The 16,900-nt window shown below is 56.9% G+C and carries 15 protein-coding genes and 3 pseudogenes; 12 read left to right on the top strand and 6 right to left on the bottom strand.

Translation table 11 applies throughout. The features are described from left to right. Positions 1-36 precede the first annotated feature (36 nt). From ACGCCZ_RS08875 to ACGCCZ_RS08855, 5 genes are all read left to right on the top strand, one after another. Positions 37-1,203: a hypothetical protein gene (locus ACGCCZ_RS08875; RefSeq protein ID WP_411655819.1), complete on the top strand. Its 1,167-nt coding sequence runs from the start codon at positions 37-39 to the stop codon at positions 1,201-1,203. Further along, complete coding sequence (locus ACGCCZ_RS08870; protein ID WP_411655818.1) at positions 1,187-1,468, top strand: hypothetical protein; 282 nt, start codon at positions 1,187-1,189, stop codon at positions 1,466-1,468. The genes ACGCCZ_RS08875 and ACGCCZ_RS08870 overlap by 17 nt, the downstream gene beginning before the upstream one ends. After that, a complete protein-coding gene (locus ACGCCZ_RS08865; protein WP_054322888.1) occupies positions 1,458-1,694 on the top strand; it encodes a hypothetical protein in 237 nt (78 codons plus the stop codon). The genes ACGCCZ_RS08870 and ACGCCZ_RS08865 overlap by 11 nt, the downstream gene beginning before the upstream one ends. After that, positions 1,682-2,341, top strand: a complete 660-nt coding sequence (locus tag ACGCCZ_RS08860) for a hypothetical protein (RefSeq protein WP_411655817.1) — start codon at positions 1,682-1,684, stop codon at positions 2,339-2,341. Before ACGCCZ_RS08865 ends, ACGCCZ_RS08860 begins: the two co-directional genes overlap by 13 nt. Positions 2,342-2,544: 203 nt before the next feature. Beyond that, positions 2,545-2,802: a hypothetical protein gene (locus tag ACGCCZ_RS08855; RefSeq protein ID WP_411655816.1), complete on the top strand. Its 258-nt coding sequence runs from the start codon at positions 2,545-2,547 to the stop codon at positions 2,800-2,802. 210 nt (positions 2,803-3,012) lie between these two features. Here ACGCCZ_RS08855 and ACGCCZ_RS08850 read toward each other — a convergent pair whose 3' ends face one another. Together ACGCCZ_RS08850 and ACGCCZ_RS08845 are read right to left on the bottom strand one after the other, a co-directional pair. Continuing rightward, positions 3,013-3,240, bottom strand: coding sequence for a DUF6514 family protein (locus ACGCCZ_RS08850; RefSeq protein WP_054322891.1), 228 nt, complete (start codon positions 3,238-3,240; stop codon positions 3,013-3,015). Then, positions 3,218-3,457 (bottom strand): helix-turn-helix transcriptional regulator, encoded by a 240-nt coding sequence (locus ACGCCZ_RS08845; protein ID WP_054322892.1) that lies wholly within the window; start codon positions 3,455-3,457, stop codon positions 3,218-3,220. Before ACGCCZ_RS08845 ends, ACGCCZ_RS08850 begins: the two co-directional genes overlap by 23 nt. 242 nt (positions 3,458-3,699) lie before the next feature. Here ACGCCZ_RS08845 and ACGCCZ_RS15805 point away from each other — a divergent pair, with 242 nt between their 5' ends. After that, complete coding sequence (locus ACGCCZ_RS15805) at positions 3,700-4,440, top strand: hypothetical protein (RefSeq protein ID WP_425117357.1); 741 nt, start codon at positions 3,700-3,702, stop codon at positions 4,438-4,440. A gap of 4 nt (positions 4,441-4,444) precedes the next feature. On the opposite strand, the gene ACGCCZ_RS08825 is transcribed toward ACGCCZ_RS15805, so the two are convergent. The 4 genes and pseudogenes from ACGCCZ_RS08825 to ACGCCZ_RS08810 all read right to left on the bottom strand — a co-directional run bounded on the left by ACGCCZ_RS08825 (position 4,445) and on the right by ACGCCZ_RS08810 (position 8,917). Beyond that, the gene (locus ACGCCZ_RS08825) at positions 4,445-6,487 is read right to left on the bottom strand and encodes an ABC transporter permease (protein WP_411655813.1); all 2,043 of its coding nucleotides are present in this window, start codon (positions 6,485-6,487) and stop codon (positions 4,445-4,447) included. Next, positions 6,484-7,172: pseudogene (locus ACGCCZ_RS08820) on the bottom strand (ABC transporter ATP-binding protein). The gene ACGCCZ_RS08825 and the pseudogene ACGCCZ_RS08820 overlap by 4 nt, the downstream one beginning before the upstream one ends. 83 nt (positions 7,173-7,255) lie before the next feature. After that, positions 7,256-8,244: pseudogene (locus ACGCCZ_RS08815) on the bottom strand (ATP-binding protein). Continuing rightward, positions 8,231-8,917 (bottom strand): response regulator transcription factor, encoded by a 687-nt coding sequence (locus tag ACGCCZ_RS08810; RefSeq protein ID WP_411655812.1) that lies wholly within the window; start codon positions 8,915-8,917, stop codon positions 8,231-8,233. The pseudogene ACGCCZ_RS08815 and the gene ACGCCZ_RS08810 overlap by 14 nt, the downstream one beginning before the upstream one ends. A gap of 786 nt (positions 8,918-9,703) precedes the next feature. On the opposite strand from ACGCCZ_RS08810, the gene pflB reads away from it, so the two are divergent. The 6 genes and pseudogenes from pflB to ACGCCZ_RS08780 all read left to right on the top strand — a co-directional run bounded on the left by pflB (position 9,704) and on the right by ACGCCZ_RS08780 (position 16,898). Next, positions 9,704-11,956: a formate C-acetyltransferase gene (gene pflB, locus ACGCCZ_RS08805; protein ID WP_411655811.1), complete on the top strand. Its 2,253-nt coding sequence runs from the start codon at positions 9,704-9,706 to the stop codon at positions 11,954-11,956. After that, on the top strand, positions 11,943-12,728 hold the full coding sequence (gene pflA / locus ACGCCZ_RS08800) for a pyruvate formate-lyase-activating protein (protein ID WP_411655810.1): 786 nt from the start codon (positions 11,943-11,945) through the stop codon (positions 12,726-12,728). Before pflB ends, pflA begins: the two co-directional genes overlap by 14 nt. A 276-nt stretch (positions 12,729-13,004) precedes the next feature. Continuing rightward, positions 13,005-13,454 carry a MarR family winged helix-turn-helix transcriptional regulator gene (locus tag ACGCCZ_RS08795; RefSeq protein ID WP_054322897.1) on the top strand — a complete coding sequence of 150 codons (450 nt, stop codon included), beginning with the start codon at positions 13,005-13,007 and terminating at the stop codon, positions 13,452-13,454. Further along, positions 13,451-14,861 (top strand): annotated as a pseudogene (locus ACGCCZ_RS08790) (MATE family efflux transporter). Before ACGCCZ_RS08795 ends, ACGCCZ_RS08790 begins: the two are co-directional and overlap by 4 nt. Before the next feature lie 568 nt (positions 14,862-15,429). Next, positions 15,430-16,473 (top strand): hypothetical protein, encoded by a 1,044-nt coding sequence (locus ACGCCZ_RS08785; RefSeq protein ID WP_054322898.1) that lies wholly within the window; start codon positions 15,430-15,432, stop codon positions 16,471-16,473. A gap of 278 nt (positions 16,474-16,751) precedes the next feature. Beyond that, positions 16,752-16,898, top strand: a complete 147-nt coding sequence (locus tag ACGCCZ_RS08780; RefSeq protein WP_153802334.1) for a hypothetical protein — start codon at positions 16,752-16,754, stop codon at positions 16,896-16,898. The last annotated feature ends 2 nt before the right edge of the window (positions 16,899-16,900 follow it).

The following is a 16,900-nucleotide window of genomic DNA, read 5'->3' as shown; positions in this document are numbered from 1 at the left end:
GACATACGCCCTCGCTTATCATGAAGCAACCGGGAAATGGGAAGCGGAGTGCAAGGCTCCGGAGGAATCCTCTTATGGACAGGAAGGGCATTTCTACAGCGTCGCGGTGACGGCTTCGGACGGCGCAGGAACAGCAGCACCGCCGATGCTTCCTCCGACGGAACGCTCGGCGCCTCTCTACGGCTGTTTGTCAAGGAGACCGAGCCGCCCAACGTTGCAGTCCTTTCACCGCAGGCTGGGGCCTATCTGGCGGACCCGAAGCCGGTGGTAGCCCTGCAACTGCGCGATACCGGCAGCGGCGTCGCTGTGGAGACCTTCCAGCTTCGCCTGGACGAAGGCGATGTGTTGGACAGCCGCGCGCCGGGAATGTCTGTCACAGCAGTGGAAGGCGGTTATGATGTCTCCTACGTCCCCCAGAGCGCCCTGAAGGACGGCGTCCATACGGTTTCGGCCGCGGTATCCGACCACGACGGCAACCAGGCGGAGACGGCATCGCGAAGCTTTACCACCGACACAGAGCCCCCTGTGCTGGCCGTTGCACAGCCCCAGGACGGCTTTGTTGTGAAACAGGGGTCCCTGGTGGTATCCGGGACGGCCACCGACGCCGCCAGCGGCCCGGTGACCATCCGGCTGACCCTGAACGGAAGCGCGCAGGGCGCGGTTGTAGCCGGTCCCTCCGGCGCGTGGAGCCAAACCGTCCCCTTGCGGAAGGGGGAAAATACCCTACTGGTAACCGCGGAGGACCGCGCGGGATGGACCGCTTCGGCCGTCCTCCGGGGGACGTTCCAGGAAGCCTCCCTACAGATTGCCCGCGTCTCGATTTCCGCCAATCCCGAGGATGCGGGCGAGACGCATGTGATCTGTGTGGAGATTGCAGGGGGAACAGCCGAAGCGGTGTGGGGACGAGCTGGCCAGCACGACCTCACCTTTGAAAAGGCCGGGCCGGATATTTGGCAGGCGCTGGTCCCGGCCGGCGGGGCGGGCCAGGCTTATGAAGTTCGAATCTGGGCGGAGAACGCGGATGGGGAACAGGCCTATTGGGAAGGGACGCTCTCCCTGCAGGACGGCCGTCCGATCTGTGCGCTTTTGGTGGAGGACCCCTATCGGGTGATGCTCTTGCCAGAGCGTCAAACAGCCCATCTGGAAAAAGACCGCTGTGAAGTGCAATTGACAAGGAGGTGTTCCTGTGCTGCCAGTGTATAAACGATCGTGGATTTTAGGTGAGGACAAGTATGTCGAGTTGGAGGTATGCAGCACCCAAAAGGGCGAGGTGACCATTCCAAGCGCGAGCTGGTCCCTCACGCCGGAGACGGCGGTGGAGGCCGAGCAGAGCGGCGCATGTGAAGTGGAAGGCAACCGCATCCGTGCGCTGATTGAGCCGCAGAAGACTGGAAATTACACCTTGGAGATCACATATGAGTTGCCGCCGGAGACGCGGAAGGTGCGGGTGATGGTGGATGTCCATTAGAATTACAGAGGCGCAGTTGACCCCACAGACCACAACGGCCGGCAGCATGGTTCATCTGGCTGTGGGGGTGGAATGGTACGGCCTGCTCCAAAACAGCGCCGGGGCCGTGCTCTATGAAAACACAGGAGCCGTGCTGCACACGGCGGACGGTTTGGACTGTGTGCTTCCCTATACCGGTGTGGAAATTGACGCAGCGATTGGAGGTCTTAGAACATGGGAGACATGACAACACGCGCCGCCGGGCCGGGCGGCCAGGGAGGCGGACGCTATATCCTGGCGCACACCGGCGCTGAGATTGACACCGCCGTGGAAGGCTGGCAGACCGCGCGGAACCGGACAGACGCGACGGCGGCCGACATTGCAGAGGGGAAAAAGGCGATTGTCCAATCCGGGCTTGTGACGGGAACGATGCAGGCGGGAAATGACGGCACGGTTCCAGATATTCCAAAGGCGGAAGCCGACAACGAAATGTATGTCCTGTTGACTTTTACAGAGGATGGCGGGACCGCGGGTATTTCCGTCCTGGACTATAATACGTGGAGCTTTACCCAGCGAAACATCTCGGAATCCAATTGGTGGGACCCTGTAGACCTGCAAGGGAGTGCCATTGCAAACGTAAATCTGGTCACGTATCCGGGCCAGCCAAAAGCGATCCTGGTACACATCACCAGCTATGGCCTCAATCCATATTGGACTTTATCGGTCACGTCGACGAATCCGACCTGTTGCGTCACCACAATCGTGGGGACAAACAAAATACAAATATTCAAAAATTTGGGCGACCACCCCGGTTCGCTTGCAGACTACCGGTCTGCGTACCAGATTGTCACCACCGGCCGGGAACCCGCGCAGTCCCCGGAGGGAGAAATCTAAAACGTCTCTGGCCGTCATTCCGAATGGCGCCATGCCGTCGCAAGGGACAGGCCAATCTGAAAAAAGGACGAGCACGCCAACGCTATGGTACAAGCCGCGCACCGTCCCTTGGGGAAGCTTTTTAATGTTCTCAAGCTGGCCAAGGGGAAACCCGGCCGGCTTTCCCCTTGGCCCCGGTATGGGCGGGACGGGCAGCACGGTGCATGCCGGTTGTCAAGGATTCCCGGGAGAAGAAGGGGCTTGAAATGGGGACGGAACATGCTAAAAAGGAATGCCTTTCTTTGGATGGTCACAGCGGCGAACGTATCCTGCGCCTACAATTCGAGGCGGGCCGCCCCTCTAGGCGAGGGGAACATAGGGCGTGGGGGATGAGGGAATTCCAATCTGGGACGGCCGCTGGCGGGTTCATCCACGGATTTTGGCGCCTTTCCAGAGATGGGACGGCACATCTTGGAAAATAGTATCTGGGGGATTCCTCTTATGTTGTACCGGGGGACGGCCGGAATAAGGCCCAGAAAGGCCCCCGTCACGCATTCGGTTCCTCCCCTCCTATGCCGTACCGGAGGGCGCCTGGGGACGGCTCTGGTCAAGCGTGCGGCGGACGTCTTTGTGGATGGGAGGACCCGGCCGAGGGCCAATCCGTGCTGCCTTGCCAAACAAAAGGCTGGCCCTCATAGGGCGTCCAGAACAACGTCCAGGAGATGGATGGGGGACAGCTGGCCCCTGGTGCAGCGCTGTGCGAGCGCGAATACGAAGGAACCGTCCGGGGAGATGTCCGAGACATACGCCTGGAGTTCCCAATCCAGGTCCGTAAACAGCAGAGCGGCAATCCCATAGGAATGATAAAGCCCGATGTAGGGGGAAAACAGGGTTTCTCTATAGGGGATATATTGGAACATCTTTCATGGCATCCTCCCGGTAATCCTCAAAATTCAGCTCAAAGAAAAAGACAAGGCGAAGAAAAATCCGGGTGCCGGGCAGCCGTTCTCCTTTCTCAATTTTTTGATATTCCCGCACAGAGATCCATAGGGCGTCAGCCACCTGTTGTTGGGTCATCTTGCGTTTTTCAGTGCGGGCGTGGAAGACGTCGTGTGAAAAATGTGATTTTAATGACATGAATATTCCTCCTTGAAAAGAAGAATATTCGAATCTCCCCAATGAGAACACGAACGGACGCGCACATTGTAAGCATTGTCGAATTTTGTCACACGATTTTGTTGAATTAAGGAATTGCTCAACAATTCGTTCGGCCTACAAATCGTTTCCACCGGCAAGCCGGACAAAACGGTTCTCCGGCCGCCGGGGCCGTCCCCGCAAAGGACGGCGAGAAGCAGGCGGGACGGATCGTTTGCCGGGCGTTGATCGCCCGCCCCGGAAAGGAAAAGGCGCCTCCGGGCCGGGCAAAAAACAGATGGGCGTATCACCCCCAAAAGGAGCGATACGCCCATCTGCTTTTAGGCAACCGGTTGTCCTCCGCACGGTTCCTGCGCGCTTTGCGCAATACACGTTCCCACACGCTGCCCTTCCGGCTCTTTTCGCCGCCCGGCCGCCGCCCTTTTGACCGGTTATTCCAGGTCGTCCCGAAGCGCGTCGATGATGTTTTCCCGTTTGATCTTGCTTGCGGCGTACAGCATCGCGATGAAAATGACAAGGAACACGCCGAGTACACTGACCGCCATGCTCTCCCACGGGAACTGGTAAACCACGTGCGCACCCCCGGCCACCATTCCACAGTGGATCAGCCAGGACAATCCCCCTGCAAGGGGAAGCCCGAACAACAGGGTACGCAGTCCGTACAGGGCGCATTCCAAGCACATCATCTTTTGAAACCCGCGGTCGGACATCCCCACCGAGCGGAGCATGGCGAGTTCCGCCGGCGCAACTTGATGTTGGTGGAGATCGTGTTAAACACGTTTGCAACCGCAATCAGTGAGATCATGAGAACGAACACCACGGTGAACAGATTCACGATAAACAGGAGGTTCCGGTTTTGTTCCATCATTGCATCGACGTTGTACAGCGTGCAGTCCGCAGAAAGGCCCGTGCCGTCCAGCAGCGCCTGCATTTGCTCTGCCGACCGCGAGGGGGTCTCCGACTGAAATGTCAGGCCCTCGACCTTGCTGTCCACAGAGAGCCCGGCGGGGGCGAATGCCTCCTTGAGCGACCAGGGGCAATTATCTGAAAGACATACGGCCTGTCCGCGGGGGCGCCCGTATACGGGGGCGTATCCGGCAGCGTCCTTTCCACACAGGTGATGCCGACCGTCCGCCCCCGTTCCGGCACGGACTGCCCATTCACTTTTGGAAAAACCGACACCTCCAGTGAAGCGCTCGCAAACAGGTCTGGAAGCTGGCGGACTTCTTCCGCCTGGCCGGTGGCGTCCTCCATCTTGGCGACCGCCAGCAACCGGGCGTGCTCTCCGGTGTACTCCCCGGCGGGCAACCCCAGCTCCTGGAGGATTTGCAGATACGCCTGGTCATCGAGGAACTGGATGTCTACCGGCAGGGCGACTGTACCGTTGGACTGCGGTTCGCCGGCCGCTTGCCGGAATTCCCCGGCGAGATCATCCGCCTGTACGGCGCATGAATACTCCAGAACTGCCTGGTAGGAGGCTTTTGTGACGCCCTCCGTGGTTTTCAACTGGTCAAATAGCGCGTAAAACGCCTGTTCATCCAGCGCCTGTACGCTCAAACCGATGTCATAGTCGGTGACGACTTTTGCCTCTTCCGCAACCTGCTTCAGATTCTCCCCAAACGCGCTGGACGACACAAACAGCACAACGCTCAAGGTAAGCGACAGCAAAATACTGCGGTACCGCCGTTTGTTTCTCTGAAAGGTCTTGACCGCAAGGGTCCCCTCCACGCCGAAGAGACGTTCTGTCAGGGCTGCCGTCCGGATGGCCTTGGCCTCCACCTGAAGCGCGTCGGTCTGGCGGATACAGTCCAACACAGGGGTTCTGGCCGCCTTTCTCGCCGGGAGATAGGCCGAAACCAAAAGGGTGGCCAAGCTGACCGCCGCCGCAACGGCCAGAGCGGGCGCAGACAGTACCAGGGTCAAGGGCACGTTGCCGTATAGGACGTTTGCAAAATTTACCGCCACGAGCGAGAGCACAAGCTGGATGCTGGGAATGCCCACCAAGATGCCGAGGGGAATCCCCATCGCGCCGATGCAGAGCGCCTCGAACAGCACAGCATTCCGCAGTTGCTTTTCCGTAGCGCCCACCGACATGAGGATGCCGAGCTGGTGTGTGCGTTCGTTCAGCGCGATATGGAATGCATTATAGATCAAAAACACGGAACCGAGCATCACCAGGGCAATCAAAATGCCGCCGGCCGAATAGAGCAGCGAGCGGAACAGCGTATCGTCCGAAAGCCCCAGAAAGCGCAACACTTCGTCGTTTTTGATCGATGCGCGGCCCGCGGCAACGTCCTTCACATAGGCGTGGATTTGTTCCGGTTTTTCCAACGTGACGAAGGCGCAAAGGCGCCCCGATGGATTTTCTGCATCCGCTGTGGTAATCAGGGTATACCCCGGGGCGGAGTGCTCCTCAAAGGAGGGGCGCTGATAAATGCCGACAACGGTATAGGTTTTTTCCGTTGTCTGGGACAGGGTTTCTTCCCCAGAGCGGTAGGGGTCGTGTTGGCAGAGGGATTCCGCCCCCGCCCGCCGGGTTCCCACCGCAAGGGAAAGCGTGTCGCCCAACGCTATCCGGACGCCGCCGTTGGCGGCGGCATGGGCCGGGACCAGGACTTCCGTGCCGTTTTCCGGGAGCCTGCCGGAGAGCAATTGGAGGGGCAGGGCGCCGTAGGCCTCGTCGCGGAACCCGGCGATAAACCAATATGGCTTGTCGGGGTTTTTGCCTCCGTCGAGCATGGCATAGCCGATGTTCTCGAAGGAAACAACCTTTGCCACCCGGGGGTCTTTGGCCTGCTCCTGTGCGAAGGGGGAATCCACGTCCACAAAGGCAACCTGCCAATCCCCGTACTTTGCGATGGCGCCGTTGACCATATAGGTTTGCAGGGAGACGACAAAAGTGGCGACCGCTGTAATCAATGCGGCCGACAGCGCAACCCCCACCACGGTCACAAAGGTGCGGGTCCGGTTCCGCCGCAACCCCTGTAGGGCGACTTTGTGAAAGACATTCATCCCAGCGGCACCTGCCTCTCGTCCCGCACCACGGTTCCGTCTGCGATGGTGACGATGCGGTTTGCCTGCAGGGCGATGGTTTCATCGTGGGTGACGATCACCAGGGTCTGCCGGTATTTCCTGTGGCTCTCTTTCAGCAGGCGGATGATCTCCTGCCCGTTGCGGCTGTCCAGGCTGCCGGTGGGCTCGTCCGCCAACACGACCGCCGGTGCGTTCATCAGGGCGCGTCCAATGGCGACGCGCTGCTGCTGTCCGCCTGAAAGCTGGTTGGGCAGGTGGTTTCTCCGGTCCTGCAGGCCCAGCAGTTCCAGGAGCTCTTCCAGGCGTTCCCGGTTGACCCTCCGCCGGTCCATCCGGATGGGCAGGGTGATATTTTCCACCACGTCCAACGTAGGGATGAGGTTGTGGAACTGATAGATCAGCCCCACCTGACGCCTGCGGAAAACAGCTAGCTTTTCGCTGCTTTGGGCATAAACATCCTGCCCATTGAGGAGCACTCTGCCGCTCGTTGGGATGTCTACGCCGGCGATGGCGTGAAGCAAGGTGGATTTGCCCGAGCCGGAGGAACCGACAATGGCGATAAAATCCCCCTGTTCGACGGAAAGCGAAACATGGTCCAGCGCCGCGACCCGATTTTCTCCCTGCCGTATACCTTGCAGAGGTCCTCGACCTTCAAAAACTCCATTCTATGAGCCTCCTTTTCATGTGGGTTACTCATATCATAGAACGTTACCCTTACAAGCGCGTGACTTTCCGGTGAGAGATCCGTCACTTTGGGAAGCGGATGGAAAACACCGCGCCTCCCTGCGGATGGTTCTTTGCGGTGATGGTCCCGCCCTGCCGGACAAGGATGGTCTTACAGAGCGCCAAGCCGATCCCATATCCGGCGGCATCCGTGTTTTTCCCGCGGTAGAACCGGTCGAACAGGCGGGGAGTGCCTCCGGCTCGATACCCGCGCCGTTGTCGCGGAAGGTGATCTCCGTGTACAGCGGGGTATCCGTACAGGCGATTTCCAAAGACCCGTGATCGCCCGCGCTCTCCATACAGTTCTTGAGGATATTCTGCATGGCCTCGGACAGCCAGCCCTTATCGCCCCAGAGCACGGCTTCTTTGGGAACGTCCACCCGCAGGGCGATGTTGTGCAGTTCCATCGGAATCGAGAAGGGGCGAAGTGCGGTGTGTATCAGATCCTGCACATCGACCCGCTCCCGCTGGAAAACCACAATCCCCGCGTCCAGCCGGGAAAGCTTCAACAGGGAAGTAATCAGCCAATCCATTTGAAGGAACCGCTCTTCGGTTTCACGCAAAAGCGCCCTTCTCTCCGCTTCACCGGCGCTGTTTTTCAGGAGCGACAGGGTCAGGTTTGCAGAGGTCAGCGGAGTCCGCAGTTGGTGCGCGATGTCGGCCAGGGAATCCGCCAAGCGATTTTTCTCCCGTCTGAGGGCCTCGTTTTGTTCCTGAATCCGCAGGACCATTTTGGCAATCTCGCTTTGCAGGATGGAGAGTTCCCCCTCGTCCGATTCGCTGATAAACAGCTGACCGGGCTGATGGAGCACACGGTCGATCTGTTCGGAAAGCTTTGCGATGCGCCGGTACCGGGCTCTGGTAAATCCCCAAAAAACTGCGCCAAAAGCGGCGGCGGAGACAAGGACCAGGACGCCGGCCGCCGGGTGGAGGGCCAATCCCACCGCAGTGGCAACAGCGGCAATCCCTACAAACAGAGCGGCAAACCGCCGCAGTTCTCTATTCCGAAACATCGCCGCCTCCGAGCCGGTAGCCAGTGCCGCGGACCGTCCGGATGATCTGCGGATTGGCGGGGTCTTCCTCAATTTTTTCCCGCAGCCGCTTGATGTAGACCGTCAGGGTATTGTTATTGACAAATTCGCCCGCTGCATCCCACAGCTCGTCGATCAGCTGGTCCCGCGTAAGGATGCGATGGGGGTTGTTGAGGAACACCAGCAGCAGCCGGTACTCCAGCGCAGAGAGGAATACCTCTTTTCCATCCTTTTTTACAATGCCGCTGGCGGTATCGGCCCAAAGCCCATAGAGTTGAAACGCCGATGGAGCGCGGCCGGATTTCCGCAGGGCGTTCCCAATCCGCGCAATCAATTCGCGCGGGCGGAAGGGCTTTGTGATGTAATCGTCCGCCCCCATGTTTAGCCCGGTGACAACGCTGGCTTCGTCGCCGGAGGCGGTCAGGAAGATGACCGGAATATCCTGCGCCTGTTTGATTTCCGTACAGACGGCAAAGCCGTTTCCGTCCGGCAGGGAGATGTCCACCAACGCCAGATCGAACGGATTACCGGCCAGCAGAGAGGCCGCTGCCCGCTGGGTGGGGGCATGGACGACGCCAAACCCCTCCGCGTGGAGCAGGCGCATCAGGTTTTTGGCGATCTCCAAATCGTCCTCCACCAAGAATATTCGTTTCATGGATCTCCTGTCCTCCTTTGTGTACCGGAGGGTGCCCCCAAACTACGAATCGTTGGATTCATAGGAACGGGGCATCCTCTTTCTGTTTGAAAAAATATCTGCGTTTTTAAAAAACGGGGTATCCTTCCGTCAGGCCTTTCGGGACACCCTTTTCTGATTTCCTTTTGGCTTCTGCCGTTATTGCGAATTTGCAATGATACTGGCTGCTTTATGTTCTATAATCAAAGCCTGCATAAACGTATCATACTTCGTGTCGCAGAAGAAAACAAGCTGAAATTCGCACCAAACCCGCTTTTGCCGGGGAGGAAAGGCCGCCGTCCCCGGATCTGGGGCGCTTATAGCGGCCGCGGTTTTGCATCTGAAACCGGGCGCAGGGGTGAAGGCTTTTACATTCGTCCTCTGGGAAGGGCTTGCAACAGAAGATGTGTCAAAGGCGTATAGCCAGCGGTTTTCGGCCGAACGGTCCCAGTCGGGCGGATTTTCCGGCGGGAAGGGTTGCGTCTGCGGCTTCGTCCTTTTTAACCAGAAGAATCAAACAGATAATAAAAACTTTGTCAAGATCAAACAGCCAAAGCGGACAAAACACGGAAACAGTTGCAACGTCCTTTATGAAATAGGCAAATTTTTACAGAAAAACTCTCTAAAATCCAGAAAAGTTTTGCGCTTTCGCTTCAAAAATTGATAAGATTTCTCTTGATTTTTTCCTATAAACCTAGTATGATATAGATCGGTTAGCGATAGCTAACCTAAGCGAATATTCTGTCTAACGATATAAGGAGGTTGCACATGACCAATTTTAAACAATGGGAAGGCTTTGAAGGCCGCATCTGGAAAGAAGAAATCAATACCCGCGATTTCATCCAGAAAAACTACAAGCCGTACGACGGCGATTCCTCCTTCCTGGCCGGTCCGACCGAGGCGACCAACAAGCTGTGGGGCGCATTGCAGGCCCTGCAAAAAGAGGAGCGCGCCAAGAACGGCGTATTGGACATGGAGACCCATGTCGTCTCCACCTTGACCGCATACGGCCCCGCCTACATCTGCGAGGATGGCAAGGAGCTGGAGCAGATCGTCGGCTTGCAGACAGACAAGCCCCTCAAACGCGCCTTCATGCCCTTTGGCGGCATCAAGATGGCGGAGGAGGCCTGCCAGACCTATGGCTATGAGCCCGATCCGGAACTGCACAAGATCTTCACCGAATATTCCCGCACGCACAACCAGGCGGTGTTCGACGCTTACACCCCGGAGATGAAGCGCGCACGCCACAATAAGATTATCACCGGCCTGCCGGACACCTATGGCCGCGGCCGCATCGTGGGCGATTACCGCCGCGTGGCGCTGTATGGCGTGGACTTCCTGATTCAGGAAAAGAAGAACGACTTTAACAACTGTGGCGACGGCACGATGACCGACGACGTGATCCGCCTGCGCGAAGAAATCGCCATGCAGATTCAGGCCCTGCGCGATATGAAGAAGATGGCGGAGCTCTATGGCTACGACATCTCCCAGCCGGCCGCCAACGCCAAAGAGGCCGCCCAGTGGCTGTATTTCGGCTATCTGGCTGCGGTTAAGACCCAGAACGGCGCTGCAATGAGCGTGGGCCGCATCTCCACCTTCCTGGATATTTACATCCAGCGCGATATGGACCGCGGCATCCTGACAGAATCCCAGGCCCAGGAGATCATCGACCACATGACGATGAAATTCCGCATGGTCAAGTTTGCCCGTATCCCCAGCTACAATCAGCTGTTCAGCGGCGACCCGGTTTGGGCAACGCTCGAAGTCGCCGGCATCGGCATGGACGGCCGTTCCATGGTCACAAAGACCGACTACCGCTTCCTGCACACGCTGGAAAACATGGGCCCGTCCCCGGAGCCGAACCTGACGGTGCTCTATTCCTCCGCGCTGCCGGCTCCCTTCAAGAAGTATGCGGCGGAGATCTCCATCCGCACCAGCTCCATCCAGTATGAGAACGACGACGTGATGAAGCCGGTATGGGGCGACGATTACTCCATCTGCTGCTGTGTTTCCGCAACCCAGACCGGCAAGGAGATGCAGTTCTTCGGCGCACGCGCCAACCTGGCAAAGTGCCTGCTGTACGCGATCAACGGCGGCGTGGACGTCAAGTCCCGCGAGCAAGTCGGCCCCGCCTATGCGCCCATCACCAGCGAGTACCTCGATTACGACGAGGTGGTCAAAAAGTATCTGGCCATGATGGATTGGCTGGCCGGGTTGTACGTCAATGTGTTGAACCTGATCCAGTACATGCACGATAAATACTACTACGAGTCCGCCGAGATGGCCTTGATCGACACCGATGTGCGCCGCACCTTTGCCACCGGGATCGCGGGCTTCTCCCACGTCATCGATTCCTTGAGCGCGATCAAGTATGCCAAGGTCAAGACTGTGCGCGACGAGACCGGCATTGTGGTGGATTACATCACCGAGGGCGACTTCCCGAAATACGGCAACGACGACGACCGCGCCGACGAGATCGGCGTCTGGCTGCTCAAGACCTTCCTTGAGATGATTAAAAAGCACCATACGTACCGCAATTCCGAGCCGACGACCTCCATCCTGACCATCACCTCCAACGTCGTCTACGGAAAGGCGACCGGCTCCATGCCGGATGGCCGTAAGGCGGGCGCTCCTCTCGCGCCGGGCGCAAACCCGAGCTACGGCGCAGAGCAAAACGGCCTGCTGGCTTCCCTGAACTCGGTTGCCAAGCTGCCGTACCATTGGGCGCTGGACGGAATCTCCAACACCCAGACCATCAACCCCGACGCCCTGGGCCACAGCGAAGAGGAACAGTCCGACAACCTGGTGCAGGTCATGGATGGCTACTTCGACCAGGGGGCGCATCATCTGAACGTCAACGTCTTTGGCAAGGAGAAGCTCATGGACGCGATGGAGCATCCGGAGAAGGAGGAATACGCCAACTTTACGATCCGCGTCTCCGGCTATGCGGTCAAGTTTATCGACCTGACCCGCGAGCAGCAGATGGACGTCATTTCCCGTACGTGCCATGCACGCATGTGATGTCAAGGGCCGCGTTCACTCGCTGGAAACCTTTGGTTTGGTGGATGGCCCGGGGGTTCGGTTTGTGGTCTTTTTGCAGGGGTGTCACATGCGCTGTCAATATTGCCACAACCCGGAAACCTGGGACGCACGGAAGGGCGAGGAATGGGACGCGAAAGCCCTGTTTGACCGCGCCTGGCGTTACCGGCGCTACTGGGGCAAAAACGGCGGCTTGACCGTCAGCGGCGGCGAGCCTTTGGTGCAGCTCTCTTTCGTGACCGAGCTGTTCCGTCAGGCAAAGGCGCACGGCGTCCACACCACATTGGACACCTGCGGCCAGCCGTTCCGCTATGACCTGCTGTTTTTGACGCAGTTCGATTCGCTGCTGCGGTATACCGATCTGGTGATGCTCGACCTCAAAGAGATGGATGAGGAAAAGCACCGCACCCTGACCGGGCACGGCAACCAGAATATTCGAAACATGGCGAGCTATCTGTCCGATCACAATACGCCGATGTGGATTCGCCATGTGTTGGTGCCCGGTCTGACCGATGATGAGGACGGGTTGCGGCACATGAATGAATTTATTGGAACATTGCGCACCGTCGAGAGGGTGGAAGTATTGCCTTATCACACGCTTGGGACCTTTAAGTGGAAGGAACTCGGCATCCCTTATCCGTTGGAGGGGGTCCGCACGCCCACCGACGAGGAAGTCAAGCGGGCGGAAGAGCTTTTGCAGGTCAGCCGGTATCAGAGCAGGCAGGACGGAACGGCCGGGAAAAAACGCGCCTGACCTTCATTTTTGCCAGGGACATAGAAACCTCCTAGAACAATCATAGATAGAGCCATTCAACGGCTTTAAAAAGTCCGCAGGCCGCGGTGGGGAACGAACCCCGCCGCGGCTTTTTTCTATCCTTTTTTCAGGGAATCGTCTTCGGAAAAGGCCTACAAATATGAACAAATTATGAAAAACCGGCGGCTTCCCTTGACGGGCTCAAATTTCGATCTATAATGTTCTTTGTAGAACCGTTCTATTTAGAACTATTCATCGAGAATGGAGGGGCCCATCATGAAACGGCCGACCGATTTCCTGACCAACATCCGCCGGATTATCAAGCTGCATGAGAGCATGCTCAAGGGGATCTGTGAAACATACCGGCTCTCGCTGATTGAAGCGACGATTATCAGTTTTCTGTACAACAACCCCGGCAAGGATACGGCTGCCGACATCGTGGAGCTGCGCATGCTGTCCAAGGGAAACGTCTCGCAGGCGGTGGAAAGCTTGATGCAGAAATCCTTGTTGCAGCGCAGGCAGGACACCGAGGACCGTCGGAAAATCCACCTGTCTCTGACGCAGGCCGCCCAACCGATCACAGCATCGCTGAAAGAACTCTTTCAGCAGTTCCATGAGGAACTGTTCTTTGGGCTGTCCAAGGAAGAATTGGAACTCTTTGACCGGGTCAATGAACAGATCATCGTCAACACTCAAAATGCCATCGCAAGGAGAGAGAAGCAATGAACGAAGAGAAAGATTTCCTCGGGGAGGGAGCCGATCGGCAAGCTGCTGCTGAAATTGGCCCTTCCCACCGTATTGGCGCAGATCATCAATATGCTTTACAACATCGTGGACCGCATCTATATCGGCCACATCCCGGAGGTAGGGGCGGTAGCCTTGACCGGCGTCGGGGTCTGTATGCCCCTGATTATGATCGTGACTGCCTTCGCCGCGTTCGTCGGGTTTGGCGGGGCGCCAAGGGCCTCGATCTTCATGGGCAGGGGCGACCATGCATCCGCAGAAAGGACGCTTGGAAATTGTTTTTTGGTGCAGATCATCGTTTCGCTTCTTTTGACTGCCGCCCTGCTTCTTTGGAACCGGGATTTCCTGATGGCCTTTGGCGCCAGTGAAAACACCATCGAATACGGCGTCCGCTACATGAACATTTACGCCGTCGGCACCATCTTTGTGCAGATGACCCTGGGCATGAATGCTTTCATCACTGCACAGGGCTTTGCAAAGACCGGTATGTTTTCAGTCCTCATTGGCGCGGTTGCCAACATTGTTCTGGACCCCATCTTCATCTTTGGACTGAACATGGGGGTACAGGGGGCGGCGCTCGCCACCATTCTGTCGCAGGCAATATCCTGTACCTGGGTGCTGTCGTTCCTGTTTGGGAAAAAGACGCATCTGAAGATCCGGAAGGAGAACCTGCGCTTAAAAGCCAACATCATTTTTCCGAGCCTCGCCCTCGGCCTCTCCACCTTTATCATGCAGGCGAGCGAGAGCGTGATTTCCGTCTGTTTCAATTCCTCTCTGCTGAAATATGGCGGGGACATCGCGGTCGGCGCCATGACGATCTTAACCAGCGTCATGCAGTTTGCAATGCTCCCCCTACAGGGCCTTGGACAGGGGGCGCAGCCGATCATCAGCTACAACTACGGCGCCAAAAACGCCGGGCGGGTGAAGGCGGCCTTTAAGCTGCTGTTGAAGGCCAGCCTGTGTTATTCCACCTTGCTCTGGGCGCTTGTGATGCTGTTCCCGCAGGGGTTTGCCGCCATGTTTACCTCGGACGCTGCCCTGCTGGAGTTCACAGGGACCGCCCTGCGCATTTATATGGCCTGCCTGCTGCTGTTTGGCGTACAGATCGCCTGCCAGATGACATTTACATCCCTGGGAAATGCAAAAGCCTCTATTTTGGTCGCGGTGATGCGCAAATTCATTCTGTTGATCCCTCTGATCTATCTTCTGCCGCTGCTGTTCTCGTCCAATCAAACCACAGCGGTGTATATGGCGGAACCGGTTGCAGATTTCTTTGCCGTCAGTTTTACAGCGGTTCTTTTTACCTTCCAATTCAAAAAAGCTCTGCGGCAAATTGCAGAACCCGTCCAAGAATGCTCGCCTTTGGAAAATTGCCAAAAGGAAGGATGATGTTCCGACACGATTGAACGAGTAAAAATGGACGGCCATTTCTATCTTAACTTTTCATGTCTCCGTTTCGTAAAAAGAGAACACCTTGAAAAAACGTTTCAATAAGGGATAAAGCCGTTTCCAGAGCGGGACGTTCTGGTTCGTGCTTCCGGCAGAAATGCCCTTTTGTATCCATACAATGCTTTTTTCCTTAGAAAGAGGAGAAAGTGCCTTCCAGCTTTCCTATACCGCCATGTTTGTAGAAACATAAAGGGAGATTTGGGGGTTGGAATTCTGTGCGCCATCTCCTCTAAAGCATCGAGTTCAGGAAATCGCCCTCCGTTTCGAGGGCGATTTTTCTATGTGTTGCCGGGGCACCACTTCTGCCGTATCTGGCCCGAACGTCCTTGCCTTGTGAATCAAGAGGCGCTCTATTTGCTCCTAAAAGAAAAAAGTGAAAGAAAGACCGGGATGGCAGAAGGGAAGGGTAACCCAACAGAGGCTATCGACAAAACTTAATCACCGAATTGCGACAGATGGAGGCAGAAAATGATCGAATGGAAAGACTGGACGTAAAGCATCGGGGGAGATGATCGCCCATCAGCATGACAATGGCAGCGCAACATTGACCGTCAGCGGCGATATACCCGATGGGTGGGATTGGGACATGCTTGTACAGGCAGGGGGTGATCTCAACATCACTCGATTGCAACCCATGAAAACAGGGATTGGGGTCATCCTGACGGATGATATGCTGGCTAAGGCTGGAACCTATACCATGCAGTTGCGCGGCACGTTCCAAAAGGATGGAACAACGGTTAATCACACAAACATGGTCGAACTTTATATGCCGCCGTCCCTTTTCGGGGATACCGCCTGGCCGGAGTTCCCATCTGCGTTTCACCAGATGGAGGCCCACATCCATACGGCGTACCGGGAAGCGGTAGATGCAGCGGACCGGGCGGAGGAAGCCGCACAAAGAGTCCCCAAAATACAGGATGGGAACTGGGGGGTATTTCAGGCGGAGTCGGGGGAATACGAGGACACCGGCGTGCAGGCAGAGGGGGTACAGGGCATTCCCGGAGAACCCGGACCGGAGGGTGCCAAAGGGGAACCGGGGGCCGGCGGGCCGGCGGGCGGCACTACCGGCGCGGTGCTGAAAAAGGCGAGCGGCGCCGATTATGATACCAACTGGATTTCCGAACCAGTTTGGCAGGAGATCGAAACCATCGCCATAGAGGAAGATGGCATTGTCAACGTTGCGCGTACAGAGGCGCCGGATGGCACGCCCTATGCTTTGTGGGGGGCGCGAATCATTGTCGGATTGCCTGCAGGGGAGAGCGACCAAAATGTAATCGTGGACATTTATTGTCCCTCGTATGTGACGTCCATTTCCAGAACTTATATGCAGAGCGAAAAGACACCGTACGCGGAATACGAATTCACCGTTGAGCATGGGGCCTGGAAGAGCCGCATATCCAGCTTTACCTCCACGAATACCACGCTCGCACAGTGGCAGGAACGTATGGACGGCACTTTGCTGCCGGCATCCGCTCCTATATCAAAGCTTTTGATCTACACACCGTCTGCATTGCCGGTCGGGGCGACCATTCAAGTGATCGGATTGAGGTGACAAAGGTTGAAACATCAGGAATAAACCGGAAATAGGGCAAAAACGAAAAAAAGCGTACAAAAAACAAGCCCAGTATCTGGACTGCTTTTGCACGCTATTCCGTCTCGGTGGAAGAATGGGCCAAGGCATTTGCCACAACACCTGCATGTCAGTCGCAAAATTGACGGTTAATCCTACGCCAAACACCGGGAGGTTACTATTCTACATAGGTCAAGTGGGTTTCATGTCCCTTTGGTGCCTTGTAGCGCAGCGGAAAGGAATGGTCATAGGAATGAGGAATGAAAATCGACTGCAACGGAGAAGTTCGGGAAATGACGCAGGAAGAAGAGACCACTTATCGGTTGGCGCTGGAAAGCGCCCCCACACCGGCCGTACATCCGTTTTATCCGATAACCGGGGAAACCGAAAGGAGCGTGCCCTTATGAAG

Source organism: Anaeromassilibacillus sp. SJQ-1 (assembly GCF_046693725.1).
Classification (GTDB): Bacteria; Bacillota; Clostridia; order Oscillospirales; family Acutalibacteraceae; genus Anaeromassilibacillus.
The sequence above is the reverse complement of the archived record's forward strand: the minus strand, read 5'-3'. Positions and strand labels throughout refer to the sequence as shown.

Coding starts and splice junctions, on each gene's coding strand:
- ACGCCZ_RS08875 (WP_411655819.1), top strand. CDS start 37: ATGGGAAGCGGAGTGCAAGGCTCCGGAGGAATCCTCTTATGGACAGGA.
- ACGCCZ_RS08865 (WP_054322888.1), top strand. CDS start 1,458: ATGTCCATTAGAATTACAGAGGCGCAGTTGACCCCACAGACCACAACG.
- ACGCCZ_RS08860 (WP_411655817.1), top strand. CDS start 1,682: ATGGGAGACATGACAACACGCGCCGCCGGGCCGGGCGGCCAGGGAGGC.
- ACGCCZ_RS08855 (WP_411655816.1), top strand. CDS start 2,545: ATGCCGGTTGTCAAGGATTCCCGGGAGAAGAAGGGGCTTGAAATGGGG.
- ACGCCZ_RS08850 (WP_054322891.1), bottom strand. CDS start 3,240: ATGTTCCAATATATCCCCTATAGAGAAACCCTGTTTTCCCCCTACATC.
- ACGCCZ_RS08845 (WP_054322892.1), bottom strand. CDS start 3,457: ATGTCATTAAAATCACATTTTTCACACGACGTCTTCCACGCCCGCACT.
- ACGCCZ_RS08825 (WP_411655813.1), bottom strand. CDS start 6,487: ATGAATGTCTTTCACAAAGTCGCCCTACAGGGGTTGCGGCGGAACCGG.
- ACGCCZ_RS08810 (WP_411655812.1), bottom strand. CDS start 8,917: ATGAAACGAATATTCTTGGTGGAGGACGATTTGGAGATCGCCAAAAAC.
- pflB (WP_411655811.1), top strand. CDS start 9,704: ATGACCAATTTTAAACAATGGGAAGGCTTTGAAGGCCGCATCTGGAAA.
- pflA (WP_411655810.1), top strand. CDS start 11,943: ATGCACGCATGTGATGTCAAGGGCCGCGTTCACTCGCTGGAAACCTTT.
- ACGCCZ_RS08795 (WP_054322897.1), top strand. CDS start 13,005: ATGAAACGGCCGACCGATTTCCTGACCAACATCCGCCGGATTATCAAG.
- ACGCCZ_RS08785 (WP_054322898.1), top strand. CDS start 15,430: ATGATCGCCCATCAGCATGACAATGGCAGCGCAACATTGACCGTCAGC.
- ACGCCZ_RS08780 (WP_153802334.1), top strand. CDS start 16,752: ATGAAAATCGACTGCAACGGAGAAGTTCGGGAAATGACGCAGGAAGAA.